The organism is Candidatus Limnocylindrales bacterium (assembly GCA_035559535.1).
Lineage (GTDB): Bacteria > Moduliflexota > Moduliflexia > Moduliflexales > JAUQPW01 > JAUQPW01.
In genome coordinates, this window is the sequence record DATMBG010000037.1 from 153,271 (window position 1) to 167,946 (window position 14,676).

The following is a 14,676-nucleotide window of genomic DNA, read 5'->3' on the forward strand; positions in this document are numbered from 1 at the left end:
CATCCTACATCCCAGGTTCCAGCGTGAGAAAGGTCTCCATTCCTCTGAATAAGATTTCATCCCAGGATATTAACCTGGCTAAAAATCCTAAGGCCATGGAAGAGGTGACCGCTATTCTAAAATTGTCCCAGGAAGAGCGAAACGCCAGGTTATCAGAGATTTCTCAGAGAATTACCCAGGGAACTGCTACCCTCTACGAAGAAAAAGTCCTGGCAAAGCTACTTTCTCCAGGTCAGGCAGAATGGATCTACTTGCTTAATAAAAACCTCTCTAAGATTGAGGCCCAAGGGACCGGTCTGGAAGAAGAAAAGCCTTCCTCATCAGAGGATGAACTAAAGCAGGAGGAAAGGACTCCTACTTCTTCCTCTACCCAAACTGAGGAACCTCCGGATCGAGTTTCCAGAACAATCTTTTCAAACCGAAGTTTAGAAAAGGAACAATCAGACCTCAAAATCCTGCCTTCTCCATCTGAAATAGGATCTTACATGAAAGGTTTTTTAACTGGAGTTATCGGGGCCGGTCTCTTAATTCTGGGAATATGGAAAACTTTTAATTCCCCTGAAAGCTCAAAGTTTGAGGTAACCTTCTCTTCTCGATCTTCCTCGACCCCTTCTCTCCCTGCAGATACCCTTCAGGTTCTTCAGACCCAATTAGAAAAAGGACAGCAGGAGATCCGAATGGGTAATTTTAACCGGGGAGAGTCTGAACTGAAGGAAATTATGGTAAAATATCCGGAGACTTCCCAGGCTGAGGAAGCTTATCTGACACTGGCAGAAGCCTATCGATATCGGAGCCAAAAGCCGGATCAAGCCCTCCAGCTTTATCAAGCTTTTTTAGAAAAATATCCCCATAGTTCCCGAACCGGTCTGGTTCTCTTAAAAATGGGATTCTGTTATGAAGACATGGAGGATCGGGGGAATGCAGTAGCCATGTACCAATCTGTTATCCAACGCAACGGTGAAAAAAGTCGACTAGGGCAGCTAGCGGCTGAGAGATTGAAAACTCTAACAAAAGAGTAAGAGTGTGGGCGTGTGAAGGTATGAGAGTATGGGAGTGTGGAAGTAGGGAAGTATGGGAGTATGGAAGTGTGGGGGTGTGGGAGTGTGGACGTGGGGAGTAAATTCTCCCCTACTCCCCTACTCTCATACTCCTATACTCCCATACTTCCACACTCTCATAACTTCCACACTCCCATACTTTATAAAGAAATGCTATCACCTGAGATCCGAGATACCATTGTGCGGAGTAGTAAAATTTATGACCTTGGCCAGCCTATATATATGGGAATGCCTGTTTATCCTACCCATCCACCCTATATTTTTACCATGGTCCGACGACACGGGGATGTCTTTCGAGAAAATGGATTCAGCGGAGCTAACGAGCTCCTGGTTATGTGCGGACATACGGGAACACATCTCGATGGATTAGGGCATATTTCCCAGAATTGTAAGCTCTACGGAGGAGTGGATGCGATAGAAACGCAAACTGGCGGAAAGGGATTAAAATCCCATGGAATGGAAACGGTCGCCCCTATTCTTTGTCCGGGAGTTTTGTTAGATGTTCCGGCGTATCAAAATATAGAAGTCTTACCCCCTACCTATGAAATTTCATCGGCAGAGTTAGAAGCTGTAGCAAAGTTTGAAGGGGTCTCTATTAATCCGGGCGATGCCGTTTTCATTCGTACGGGTTGGATCAGGCACTGGAATACCCCCCAGACTTATATCGGACAGGATACCGGCCTTCCGGGTCCCAATAACGATGCGGCGGAATGGCTGGCCAGTAAGAAAATTCGCGTGACCGGAAGCGATACCATTACCTATGAATGTGTGAAGCCCAACACCAATCGGATGCCGGTTCATATGACTTTACTGGTCAAAAATGGTATTCATATTATTGAAATGATTAACCTTGAAGAATTATCTCGAGATCGTATTTATTCCTTTCTTACAATTATATCCCCACTTAAGATTGTCGGAGCAACCGGTTCCCCGATTCGACCTCTGGCTATCGTTTAAAATTAAAGGAACTTTCGTGTCGAAGAAGGCAAGTAATTTAGAAATTTTTAGCTGGTGCATGTATGATTTTGCTAATTCCTCCTTTACGACCGTCATCGTCACCGCTTTTTACGTCCTTTACTTTAAAGAGGTCGTACTTAAGGGTTACTCTCCCGAAGAAGGGGATTTTTTCTGGGGGTTGAACATTTCCTTATCTATGTTATTTGTAGCCCTGTCTTCACCGATATTAGGTGCCATAGCCGATTATTCCGGGGCCAAGAAAAAATTTCTCCGATTTTATTCCCTTCAGTGTATCCTTTTTACCGCACTTCTGTTCTTTGTGAAGGAGGGAGATCTTTTACCTGGAATGCTATTTTTCATTCTGGCCAATATCGGATTTGAAGGCGGGATTGTTTTTTATAATGCTTTTTTGCCCGAGATTGCAACCTCTGAAAATATAGGACGTATTTCAGGTTATGGGTGGGCTCTGGGATATTTGGGCGGTCTGGCTTCCTTAGTGATGGTCCTCCCTCTCGTCAAGGGAGGATTCACCCCGGAAAATCTCTTGAACTGTCGACTGAGTTTCGTGGTCATCGCCCTCTGTTTTTTAGTTTTTTCACTTCCTACCTTTATTTTTTTAAAAGAGCGGGCAATGCCTAGAACTCCCCCGGCCGGGCAAAGCTATATTCAGGCCGGTTTTTCAACACTGGCTGGTACTTTTCGGGAGATAAAACGATATCGAGAACTGCTCAAGTTTCTTCTGGCCTTTTTTCTTTTTAATGATGCCATTGCCACAACCATCGCCTTTAGTGCCGCCTATGCCCAGGATACCTTGCATTTTACCGTGAGCGAGAATATTACTTTAATTATCGTGATTAATATAACGGCAGCCATCGGTGCCTTCCTGTTCGGTTTTGTGGTCGACCGGATCGGAGCCAAAAAAACTATCAGTATTACCCTGTTGATCTGGATTATGGTTGTCATCAGCGCTTATTTTAGTGAGACTAAGACGAGTTTCTGGATTATTGCTAATATAGCCGGAACAGCCATCGGTGCTTCCCAATCTGCCAGTCGTAGTTTGATCGGTAGCTTTTCACCGAAAGAAAGAAGTGCGGAGTTCTTCGGATTCGAGGCAGTCTGTGGGAGGTTTTCGGCTATTTTTGGACCTCTGGTCTTTGGGACCGTATCTTCCTGGACAGGTAATCAACGGTATGCCGTACTTTCGATAGGTTTTTTCTTTACCCTGGGTTTAATCTTACTCCAGCGGGTTAATGAAAAGGAAGGAATCGAGGCAGCAAGAATCGGAAATGCCGGTTAATGAAGAAGGAAGAATAAAGGAATGCTTAGGATTCATGGTTTTAGGAAGCGATTGACGATTGGCGATTGGGAGGTTACCCATCGTCGCTCGCTGTTCGCTGAAGATAACTCTTGTTAAAGGTTTTAGGAATTGATACCTCCACCATGACCGGAAGTGTCGGGCTTCTTAATGATCGGGAATTAATGGGGGAATATACAATAGGTAATCTGGCTAATCATTCCGAACGGTTGATGACGATGATAGACCTTTTGCTGAAGGAAGTAAACTTAAAGCCGGAAGAAATAGATGGAATAGCGGTTGCCCTGGGACCCGGATCTTTTACAGGACTACGCATTGGGGTAACTACAGCAAAGGCCCTGGCTTACAGTCTGAAGAAACCGATTGTCGGGATTCCTACTCTAGATGCCCTGGCCCAGCATTTTACTTTAACAGACAGGTTGATCTGTCCCATTCTGGATGCCAGAAAACAGGAAGTATACTCGGCTTTTTATCGGTCTGATGGTCATAAAGCTCAGAGAATATCGGATTATCAGGTGAGTTCAATTGAAAAAGTTCTGGAGAAAATTCAAGAGCCCGTGGTATTTTTAGGAAATGGCCTGATTCTTTATCAATCCCATATTGCAAAGGCTTTGGGTGAAAAGGCTCTTTTTGCAGACCCGGCCCATTCTTCCCCAAGGGGTGGCTTAATCGCCTGGTTAGGTCTTCAACGTCTGACCCAACAAGATCAGGATGATCCTTTCTCTCTGGTCCCTCTGTATGTGCGGAGGTCGGACGCAGAGATCTTTTGGGAGAAACGGTAGAGAGAGTATAGGAATGTGGGGGTATGGGAGTATAGGAGTGTGGAAGTATGGGAGTGTGGGAGTATGGAGGTGAATTCTCCCTTACTTCCATACTTCCATACCCCCACACTCCCATACCATCAACTTATGAGTTTTCCTATTTATCGTCCTCGACGACTTAGAAAAAACGAGAGTTTTCGTCGTATGATACGAGAAACTCGTATTTCTGTGGATGATCTGGTTTATCCTTTGTTTGTGGTTCCCGGAAGTCATATTAAGAGTGAAATACCCTCCATGCCGGGAAATTATCATTTTTCTGTGGATCGGTTGGTGGAAGAGGTGAAAGAGGTTTATGATTTGCGGATTCCCGCGGTTTTGCTCTTTGGAATTCCTGAAAGTAAGGATAGTGTGGGTTCTGGAGCCTATGATGAAAACGGGATTATCCAGAGAGCTGTACGAGCTATCAAAGAGAGAGTACCCAACATGATGGTTATTACCGATATTTGTCTGTGCGAGTACACCGATCATGGCCATTGTGGAGTAGTTCTAGATGGAGAGATTCAAAATGATGAAACGTTAAAGCTTCTTCAAAAAACAGCCTTATCCCACGTGAAAGCCGGTGCGGATATGGTAGCACCTTCCGACATGATGGATGGAAGGGTTAAGGCGATTCGAGAAATTCTCGATAATACCGGGTATTCCCATATTCCTATCATGGCTTATTCGGCTAAATATGCCTCAAGCTTTTATGGACCTTTTCGCGATGCCGCCCACTCCGCTCCACAATTTGGAGATCGCCGGTCTTATCAAATGGATCCCGGGAACAGCCAGGAAGCAATTCGGGAAACCCTGCTGGATATTGAAGAAGGTGCCGATATCGTCATGGTCAAACCGGCTCTTCCTTATTTAGATGTGATATATCGAGTTAAAACCGAGCTGGGTATGCCCACAGCGGCCTATAATGTAAGCGGTGAATACTGTATGGTTAAAGCGGCTGCGTCCCGGGGATGGATTGATGGGGAGCGGGCTATGATGGAGATGTTACTGGGGATTAAACGAGCGGGGGCAGATATTATCCTGACTTACTTTGCCAAGGAGGTGGCCGCACGATTATAAAACTCCTTGACAAAAAGATCTCCCTTTCTGTATGTTAAAACTACTGTGGTTATGAGGTAGAATGAGTGTACGCTCATTCAGAATTTTAGGTTTCTGGAGATATTAACCGTAGCTAATTCTGATTCTTTTCAACAAGAATGGACAGAGCTATTCAAAGGATTGTACTGGTTATGCAACAATATATAAAAATCTTAGAACACTGGAAAGCTGACATGACTAAAGGTTACAAGGGCGTTATTCTGGAGTGGATTAAAACCGGAGTTATTGCTATTATTCTTTCCTTCATTATCAAGGCTACCGTTGTAGAAGCCTACCTGGTACCCAGTAGTTCCATGGTACCGACCATCCAAATTGGAGATCGTATTCTGGGAAATAAGTTTATTTATTGGTTTACAGACCCCAAACCCGGAGACATCGTTGTTTTTCGTCCTCCTCCAGAGGCCCACACCAATGTTCCACGATATGTTAAAAGAGTGGTAGCCGTAGAAGGAGATCTTGTGGAAATAAAAAATGGCATGTTATATGTTAACGGAAAACCTCGAAAGGAAGATTATATCAAGGAACCTCCAGAATACACCTTTGGACCTAAGCGGGTTCCAAAGGGCCACATATTCGTCTTAGGAGACAATCGGAATAACAGCCATGACGGTCATGTTTGGGAATTCCTTCCTAAAGAAAATCTACTGGCCAAGGTATTTTTCCGATTCTGGCCACCGAGCCGGATAGGAGTGCTATAAATAAGGGCATAGGGGCGATCCCAGAGATCGCCCTCACCAGATCTCACTATACTCTTCCACCGAATTTAAGGTGCAGGACTGACCTGTCTTAAATTTCTCTGGCAAGGCGAAACCTCCAGATAGGTATTCCCAGACTCTATCTGGGAATAAAGTTAGGAACAGAAATAGTAGAGAACCTTACAAAAGTAAAGTCATTAAGAGAATTTATTCCTCACCCGAACTTACCTGAGTTTCCGATCTGCTTACCTTCATCTTGACATCCCCTTTTCCCTTAGAGTATATAAAATTATGCAATCTTTTTTGATTCAAAGGTTTAAGGGTTTTTTTCCACAAACCTTTACGTTTCTCAAAAATTTGCAGGCCCATAATACCCGAGAATGGTTTGCAGCCCACAGGGAAGAGTTTTATCGCTACCTGGATCAACCCCTTCGAGCTCTTCTTAGGGATTTGGGTCCCTTTATCTCCCAAACCTTTCCCGCCTTCAAATGGGAAACCACTCCCAAAACGGGGAAGTGCCTTTCCCGGATTCATATCCAGGGTAAGTCAGGAGTAAACTTATACTATACCCATTACTGGGGAGCATTTTATCGTCAAAGTCAAACCAAACAGCGTGATGCCCAGCTTTTTATCAGCCTTCATCCTGAAAAGGTTCGGATAGGATTTCATCTGGGATCTGAAGCTAGGCTGGTATGGATGCGGTTTCAAAAAAATATTAAAAAGAATCCCCATTTTTTTCAATCCCTGCTGAGGGAATTAGTTTTAAAGGAATCCTATATCTTCGAAACCCTTAAGAAATCCAAGGAGGTTCCCCATCCACTTCCTGAAGTACACGATTTAGAAGCCTTAAAAACCTGGGCTCAGGCCCGAGAAATGACAATAGCCCGGGAGTTAGATCTGCAAGAACCCCGCCTCTATCAACCTGAGCTGGTTCAGGTAGTAGAGGAGATTTTTAAAGATCTTTATCCCTTTTATGTGTTTGTTACAACTCCGGACCCCATTTCTAAGCTAAATGGCCGAATACGAGTGGCTGACCGACCTGCTTTATCTTTGACCAAAGCCCTCCGAGGTCTGGTTAAAGAAGAACCCACGCCCTATCCTTCCACGACGTCTTTACCGGCTTATACCTTTCAGCAACTTCTGGAAGAAACTTACCTGGAAGAATCCTTCCTTAGAAGTATAGAAAACTTATTAAGCTCTGGGAAAAAGCAGGCGATTTTTACAGGGCCTCCTGGAACCGGAAAGACCTATGTGGCTCAAAAGTTTGCCAGATATCTACAAGGATCTGAGGGTCGGGTGCAACTTATTCAATTTCACCCTACTTATGGGTATGAAGAATTTATGGAAGGAATCCGACCTCAACTGGTTCAAACCCGGGAGGGTTTCCACGAGGTAACTTATGAAGTAGAAGCGGGTGTTTTTAAAGCGTTTTGCGAGGAAGCTCGGGGGAGAAAGGGAAATTACGTTTTTATTATCGATGAAATCAATCGTGGAAATCTTTCTCGAGTTTTTGGAGAATTACTCTACCTGCTGGAATATCGGGATCAAGAGATCATTCTCCCCTACTCACGCCAGCGCTTCTCCATTCCAGAGAATGTTTATATCTTGGGGACTATGAACACAGCCGACCGTTCCATTGCTTTGGTCGACTTTGCATTACGTCGACGGTTCCATTTTGTTTCCTTCGAAGCCGACCAGGCCGTTTTAAAACGCTGGCTTGAAAAGAATTGTCCTTCCATGATGGAATCGGCATTAGAGATTTTTACCCTCCTGGATCGAGCCATTGAAGATAAGCACTTCAAGATCGGGTTTAGCTATTTTATGGATCCGGAATTGGATCAGGACAAACTTCGACTTCTCTGGAACTATACCCTTCGACCTTATCTGGACGAATACTGGTTTAACGATCCCTCGCGGGTTTCTAAACTTGAGGAGAAGGTCAGGAAGATCCTCTCCAAAGAAAAGAGCTCGTAAATTTTTCCTGCCCATTGGGTTCTTGGGGAACGACCTGTTCTGGATCCGATCAAACAGGTCCTCCCTACCGGGGTTCAACCAACCCCAAAAAAAGCCACGGACCCCTATCCCTGACACATACAAAGTGGAAAAGGGGCCAGGTTTGAGCACCTGGACCCGTATAGAACGGAAGGGTATTATCCATAAAAACTTAGAAGCCTCCTTTTAGGGAAAAGGATATAATTACCCTTCTACTTCCACAATCATCTCGATTTCTACGGGTATATTTCGAGGTAAAGAACCCATTCCAACAGCCGAACGTGCATGCCTGCCCCGATCTCCAAAGATAGCCACCAGGAGATCTGAACAACCGTTTATGACTTCAGGATGATTGGTAAAAGACGGATCGGCATTGACCATACCCAACACTTTGACAATCCGTTTAACTTTGTTCAGATCTCCGATTTCGGCTTTAAGGGAAGATAGCAGGTTGATGGCCACCAGCCGTGCCGCTTCTTTTCCCTGCTCCAAATCTATCTCACGTCCCACCTTACCGATTACCATGCCCCCTTCCGGCTTTCTCGGTCCATGTCCGGCAAGAAAGATCAGATTTCCGGTACGTACTGCATGGACATAATTTGCCAGAGGGCGGTCCGGGGTATGAAGGGTTACTCCTAATTCCTTGAGCCGCTGCTCAACATCGACCATACGTTTTTATCCTTTCAGGGTTCTGGCTTTGCCTGGTTTTTGTTTAAGACCAGACAAAATCAACAGTCTTATCCTTTTAGTCTCCTGAGTGAATCTTATCAACTCTTCCAAAAAGACAAACGAGGACGTTTGTCCTACTCTTACTTGTTTAGGGAAATAAAGAAAACGTAATTTCTTTGGCAGTAAGGAATTCCAGTAAGACGGGAATGCCCTCTTTTGTTTTCTGGATACCTCGTTTGATGGCCGGGATGATTTCATCGGGGGTAGAAATCCGTTCTCCGTATCCACCGAAGGCTTTGGCCATATCGGCATAATTCCCGGATATATCGGTACTGCGATATTTCTCTGTAGAGATCGGCATAACCGGCAGCTCCATGGCCATGGAGAAGTTGTTGAATAGAATAGAAAGGATAGGTATGCGTTCCCGGACTGCGGTTTCAAAATCCATACCTGTAAAACCAATGGCAGCATCTCCCCAGACGTTGATGCACAACTTGTCCGGTTTGGCCAGCTTGGCACCCATGATCAGCCCGAGTCCGTAGCCCAGTTGGGTGGTCTTACCCCAACCCAGATAAGAAAGAGGGGTAACCGATTCCCAGAAAGGTGAAAGCTGATCTCGGGGACTTCCTGCATCATGGGTAATGATGGTATTGGCCACATCGACTGTGTGTAACAGATCCCAGATTACTCGATAAGGAGAAAGGGGAACATCCTTAGAAGTTAGCTTGGGCATCCATTTGGCCAGCCATTCCCCCTTGATGGTTTTGATTTCTTGAATTACCTGCTCTGCACGACCTCGGGGTTTACCTCCTAACTGGTCTCGAATTTCGGTTACTAAGGCCTCGAGGGTCAATCGGGCATCTCCGATCAGAGCATATTCTACTGCCACATCTTTGTTAATATCCGCCGGATCCAGCGTAGCCTGGATAATGGTTTTGCCTTTGGGTATCTTCACCCCAAAGTTAGTGGTACTGAAACTACATCCAATACCAAAAATCACATCGGCCTTCTGGAGGAAGTCATAAACCGTTTGGGGCATGGACTTACCGCCAGAACCTAAGGACAGAGGATGATTTTCCGGAAAAGCACTTTTACCTCCCAGGCTGGTAGTAACCGGCGCTTCTAGTAGTTCCGCTAATTCACGCAAAGCCTGCCAGCCTTTTGCATAATGAACCCCCTGTCCTGCATAGATAACCGGTCGCTGGGCATTGAGTAAAACCCGGGCCACCCTTTGGACTTCGAGTACGTCGGGTGCATAGCGCAATTTAGGTGTGGGACGATAATTTAAAGGTTCCGGGACTTCCTCTGCAAAAAGATCACTGGGAATTTCTACCAATGCCGGACGCGGTCGACCGTTTTTCACCTGGGTAAAAGCACGGCGTAAGGCATCCGGTAAGGCTTGAGGTAGAATAACCTGTTCACAAGACTTGGTCACATGGCGATAATTAATAAAAGAATTGAAATTAGGAGGGATATTGGTTATGGTACGGGGATACCCCATGGGCAGTACCACGATAGGTACCGAATCCCCGTAGGCCTGGGCTACCCCCCCAAAAGCGTTTTCCGACCCGGGCCCGCTTTGCATGCAGAACACCCCGATTTTCTCACCTGACGTCACCCGACTGAGGGCATCGGCCATATGAAGGCCTACACGCTCCTGACGGACGATGATGGGACGAATCCCTACCTTTGCGGCACCCTCGATAATATGGTTGACCGGATAAGCAAACAGGTATTCTACCCCCTCTATCTTTAAAATTTGACCGATGGCATCAGCAACTTTCATTCTCTTTCTCCTTTCCGTAATACTTCATTTATAGCCATAAAAGCCTTTCTACACCTGGGGACGACCCGTGGGTCACTTCCCCCCGCGTTATATCCAAAGTACAGGCGGAAGGCCTTCCGCCCCTACGGTAATGTCATAGCCTTTTCATAGGAATGGGTATTTTTGGGAATAAAAGAGGATCAAGCAAAAAGGTATGTTTCATGGGAGTAATTGTCAAGGAAAATGGGTTTTTCTACGCTTTAGCTATCTATTCCATGGACCTGAGCCATGCCGTTAATATCCCATGTCTTCTGCTAACGCGTCATTCAAGCTGGTATTGAACCGATCCAGGTGTTCTCCCGTCATAGCCGTCGAGATACAGCCCAACCCTCTGGAAGCCAGGAAGATCCCTCGATTCAGGAGAGAGAAGAAAAGTTGATTTCGGCTTTTCATATCTCCTCGTTGGGCCGATCGATAATCCAGGATTTCTTCTGTTGAGAAGTGGATATTAAAGAGAGAGCCAACCCCGGTCACCTGAGCCTTAACACCCCGTTTTTTGAAGGTCTCGGTGATCATAGTTCGGAGTTTTTCTCCCATCTGGTTAATTCGATCCATGGCTTCAGGGGTCAACGCCTCCATAGCGGCCAATCCGGCGGCCATACCTACGGGAGTTCCATTAAAGGTACCGCTGTGGGGAATTCTGGGAGTTCCATTTCTTGGATCCATCAGGGCCATAATGTCTTCGCATCCACCAAAAGCTGCAACTGGATAACCCCCGCTGATAATTTTTCCTAAAGTCGTCAGATCGGGGCGAATGCCATACATTTCTTGAGCTCCACCCAAACGGACCCGGAAGGAGATGATCTCGTCGAAAATCAATAAGATTCCATATTGTCGGGTAATCTCTCGAAGGAACTGCAGGTATTCTTTCCTGGCCGGGATTATACCCCCTGCTCCCAGGATGGGTTCGATAAGCACACAGGCAAGCTCATGTTTATGTTTCATAATCAGACGCTCGCTGTTTTTCTGATCATTGAAGGGAAGGATAACCATCTGCCCGGGGATGGCCGGTGAGATTCCTACAGCATCCGGGATAACAGCCGGAGATTCCACAGGACCGACCTGATCTAAAGGAGGATGCATACTCATAAGGGCATAATCGTAAGAGCCATGAAACCCTCCTTCAATCTTGGCGATCTTGTGTCTTCCTGTAAATCCTTGAGCCAGTCGAAGGGCAAACATAATGGCCTCTGAACCGGAGGAAGCAAAGCGGATCCGTTCGATGGAAGGAACCCGCGAGATGAGAAGTTCGGCAAGTTTGATCTCCTGTTCCGTTGGAGCACCAAAGCACGACCCTTTTTGGATTTGTCTGGCAACGGCTTCTGTGATTTTTGGATGATGGTATCCATGGATCAGGGAGGTATAATTACCCAGGAAATCTACACGCTCGTTTCCATCCACATCGTAAAGCATACAACCCTCCCCACGTTCCATATACACAGGAAAAGGCTGGAAATAAGTACTGGTTCGTGTAATACCTCCTGCAAGGGAATTTTGGGCCCTTTGGTAGAGCTGCATCGACTTTTTATTCTTCTCTATATACCGTTGGACAACTTTTTCTATGGGAATGTCCATAATTTAAAGGGTCAAAAATTGGAAGCCAGAAGAAGGAATCTTGACCGACCTTCGACGTCTGATTTCTAACTTCTAACCCCTGCTGCCTGCGTTTCCTGATTATACGGCCAGATATCGCCTCTTGATTTCTTCGTTTTCGGAAAGCTCTTGAATATTCCCGTGATAACGGATCCGTCCATCGTCGATGACATAACCACGATCTGATAGCTTCATGGCAAATTTAGAATTTTGCTCGGCCAGAAGGACGGTAACTCCTTCCTGTTTGATCCGTTGGATAAGTTCTCCAAGCATTTTAACAATGAGCGGGGCCAGACCCTCCGAAGGTTCATCCAACAGAAGGAGGTCCGGATTTCCCATCAACGTACGGGCAATGGTCAACATTTGCTGCTCGCCGCCACTGAGGTGAAGACCTCGTCGCGCCTGGAGTTGCTGAAGCTTTGGAAAGATCTCAAAGATCTTCTCAATCGTCCACTCCTCTCGGCCATTCCGGGGTTTTCGCTGGGCTACTTTTAAGTTTTCAAGTACCGTTAAATCTGAGTAGATCCTTCGATCTTCAGGGACAAAACCAATTCCCAATCGGGCGATTTGAAAAGGACGCTTTCCGACGATTTCAATACCTTTAAATCGGATACTTCCGGATCTTGGAGGAGTTAAACCCATGATACTCCGAAAAGTGGTGGTCTTCCCGGCACCATTTCGACCCAACAGACAAACGGTTTCCCCTTTATCAACCTGGAGAGAAACATCATGCAAGATATGACTCATCCCATAAAACGTGTTAATATGTGAAACTTCCAAAATCACGGAACCTCTCCCAAATAGGCTTCAATAACCCGTTCGTTATATCGAATATCTTGAGGTTTTCCCTCTGCAATAATGCGGCCTTGATGCAAAACCGAAATTCTATCTGAAATGGAGAAAACAATCTCCATATCGTGTTCGGTAAAAACAATGGTAATTGCCAGCTCTTGACAAACTTTTTTGATAAGCTCTACGGTTTGAGCAGTATCTTCTGGGGACATTCCTGCCGTGGGTTCGTCTAAGAGCATCAACGTGGGTTGATTGGCCAGAGCTATAGCCATCTCCAACCGTTTCTGATCCCCGTGGGACAGAGCAGTAGCGGGGAGATAGGCCTTCTCCGTCAGACCGATACTCTCCAAAACCTTATAAACTTCTTCATTTACCTTGGGAATTTTCTTGGCCGGGGTGATAAAATTCAGACTTTTTCCAATACGAGATAGTACCGGAATCATGACATTTTCAAAGACGGTTAACTTGGGGAAGATATTGGTGATCTGAAAAGATCGGCTGATTCCATAACGGAGGATTTTAGGAACCGGAAGGTTTGTAATATCTTCTCCCCGGAAGAGGATTTGTCCGGAGTCTACCGGAATTCGTCCGGAGATCAGGTTGAAAAGGGTTGTCTTTCCGGCCCCATTGGGGCCGATAATGGCCCGGATTTCTCCTTCCTCAACCGAAAGATTTACCTGATCTACAGCCCGGAGCTCTCCAAAGCTTTTCGTCAATTGTTTGGTTTCAAGAATAACCGCCACGGCCCAGGAACTACCTTGTATGGGAGTGGGAGAGTATGGGGTATAGGAAGATTTACATCCTTACTCCCCCACTCCCATACTCCCATACCCCCCTTCTACACGCCTATCCTTCTACCCCCTCGCGCTATTCTACTCCACAGAGTTCTCAAGAATCCCATCACTCCACCGGGTAAGAAAATGACCAGGAAAACAAGGGTTACACCGAAGTAAATTTCCCAGAAATCGGTATGGGAGATGATATAATCTTTTAACAGAAGAAACAGCCAGGATCCCAAGATAGGACCAAGAAATACTTCACTTCCGCCCAGAAGGGTCATTAAAACAGGCTCTGCAGATTTCGTCCAGCCCACCACATCCGGGGATACAGTACTGGCGAAGGGTGCATAAAGCGCCCCGGCCAATCCAGCAAAGCAACCTGCAATGGAAAAGGCGATCAATTGAAATTTTTTCACTTCAAGACCTGAGAAATTTACCCTTTCTAAATTCTCTCGAATTCCCCGTAATATATATCCCAGAGGAGAATGTACTATTTTCCAAAGCAGAAAGGTAGAAAGGATAAAAAAGACCAGGACAAAATAATAATAATACAGAGGAGAAGCCAAATCCAGGGAGATCAATCCAAAAAAGCTAACAGTGGGTTTAGGAACCCCCACCAGGCCATTATCTCCACCAGTCACATCGTACCATTTAAAAGCGATGGCATAAACCATCTGACCAAAGGCGAGGGTCAGCATGGAAAAGTAGATCCCGGTCAATCGTACGCAGAAAAATCCTATAGCGAATGCCGAGAGGGTTGCAAAAATAACCCCCACTAAAATGGCCAGCCAGAAGGAAGAAGAAATCTTCATCAACATAAGTCCACAGACATAAGCGCCGATACCAAAGTAAGCAGCCTGTCCAAAGGAGAGGAGACCTGTATAGCCGAACAGCAGATTAAAGCTGGTGGCTAAAAGGGCCATGATGAGGATTTCAATATAAAGAAGAAGTTTAAATGCGGAAACCCAGTAAGGCAAATAAATCCACACACCTATGAATAGAAGCCAGCCGATCAGGGGGAAAGAGGAAGATTTCAATTTCTCTGTCCTATATCACAGGTAACATTTAATCCAGGTAACCGACTA

Annotated in this window: 13 protein-coding genes; 7 read left to right on the forward strand and 6 right to left on the reverse strand. The window is 45.7% G+C overall.

The annotated features are described in order from the left end of the window. Nucleotides 1-23: 23 nt before the first annotated feature. From VNM22_13265 to VNM22_13295, 7 genes are all read left to right on the forward strand, one after another. Nucleotides 24-1,019 (forward strand): tetratricopeptide repeat protein, encoded by a 996-nt coding sequence (locus VNM22_13265; GenBank protein HWP48128.1) that lies wholly within the window; start codon nt 24-26, stop codon nt 1,017-1,019. Between the two features lie 36 nt (nt 1,020-1,055). Further along, on the forward strand, nt 1,056-2,015 hold the full coding sequence (locus tag VNM22_13270; GenBank protein HWP48129.1) for a cyclase family protein: 960 nt from the start codon (nt 1,056-1,058) through the stop codon (nt 2,013-2,015). A gap of 16 nt (nt 2,016-2,031) precedes the next feature. Next, on the forward strand, nt 2,032-3,312 hold the full coding sequence (locus VNM22_13275) for an MFS transporter (protein HWP48130.1): 1,281 nt from the start codon (nt 2,032-2,034) through the stop codon (nt 3,310-3,312). A 110-nt stretch (nt 3,313-3,422) separates the two neighbouring features. Next, nucleotides 3,423-4,112: a tRNA (adenosine(37)-N6)-threonylcarbamoyltransferase complex dimerization subunit type 1 TsaB gene (gene tsaB / locus VNM22_13280; GenBank protein ID HWP48131.1), complete on the forward strand. Its 690-nt coding sequence runs from the start codon at nt 3,423-3,425 to the stop codon at nt 4,110-4,112. Nucleotides 4,113-4,151: 39 nt separating this feature from the next. Continuing rightward, complete coding sequence (gene hemB, locus VNM22_13285) at nt 4,152-5,207, forward strand: porphobilinogen synthase (GenBank protein HWP48132.1); 1,056 nt, start codon at nt 4,152-4,154, stop codon at nt 5,205-5,207. 170 nt (nt 5,208-5,377) lie between these two features. Further along, nucleotides 5,378-5,944 carry a signal peptidase I gene (lepB, locus tag VNM22_13290; protein HWP48133.1) on the forward strand — a complete coding sequence of 189 codons (567 nt, stop codon included), beginning with the start codon at nt 5,378-5,380 and terminating at the stop codon, nt 5,942-5,944. A 288-nt stretch (nt 5,945-6,232) separates the two neighbouring features. Then, a complete protein-coding gene (locus VNM22_13295) occupies nt 6,233-7,915 on the forward strand; it encodes a DUF2461 family protein (GenBank protein ID HWP48134.1) in 1,683 nt (560 codons plus the stop codon). A 222-nt stretch (nt 7,916-8,137) separates the two neighbouring features. Here the strand turns inward: VNM22_13295 and VNM22_13300 are convergent, their stop codons facing one another. The 6 genes from VNM22_13300 to VNM22_13325 form a co-directional block, all read right to left on the reverse strand. Continuing rightward, on the reverse strand, nt 8,138-8,602 hold the full coding sequence (locus VNM22_13300) for a RidA family protein (GenBank protein ID HWP48135.1): 465 nt from the start codon (nt 8,600-8,602) through the stop codon (nt 8,138-8,140). 148 nt (nt 8,603-8,750) lie between these two features. Continuing rightward, nucleotides 8,751-10,388: a thiamine pyrophosphate-requiring protein gene (locus tag VNM22_13305; protein ID HWP48136.1), complete on the reverse strand. Its 1,638-nt coding sequence runs from the start codon at nt 10,386-10,388 to the stop codon at nt 8,751-8,753. A gap of 273 nt (nt 10,389-10,661) precedes the next feature. Further along, nucleotides 10,662-12,002: an aspartate aminotransferase family protein gene (locus VNM22_13310; protein HWP48137.1), complete on the reverse strand. Its 1,341-nt coding sequence runs from the start codon at nt 12,000-12,002 to the stop codon at nt 10,662-10,664. A 99-nt stretch (nt 12,003-12,101) separates the two neighbouring features. Next, nucleotides 12,102-12,800, reverse strand: coding sequence for an ABC transporter ATP-binding protein (locus VNM22_13315; protein ID HWP48138.1), 699 nt, complete (start codon nt 12,798-12,800; stop codon nt 12,102-12,104). Nucleotides 12,801-12,802: 2 nt separating this feature from the next. After that, nucleotides 12,803-13,555: an ABC transporter ATP-binding protein gene (locus tag VNM22_13320; protein ID HWP48139.1), complete on the reverse strand. Its 753-nt coding sequence runs from the start codon at nt 13,553-13,555 to the stop codon at nt 12,803-12,805. Nucleotides 13,556-13,650: 95 nt separating this feature from the next. Further along, entirely contained in the window at nt 13,651-14,628 is a 978-nt protein-coding gene (locus tag VNM22_13325) for a branched-chain amino acid ABC transporter permease (protein ID HWP48140.1), read from the reverse strand. Nucleotides 14,629-14,676 lie beyond the last annotated feature (48 nt).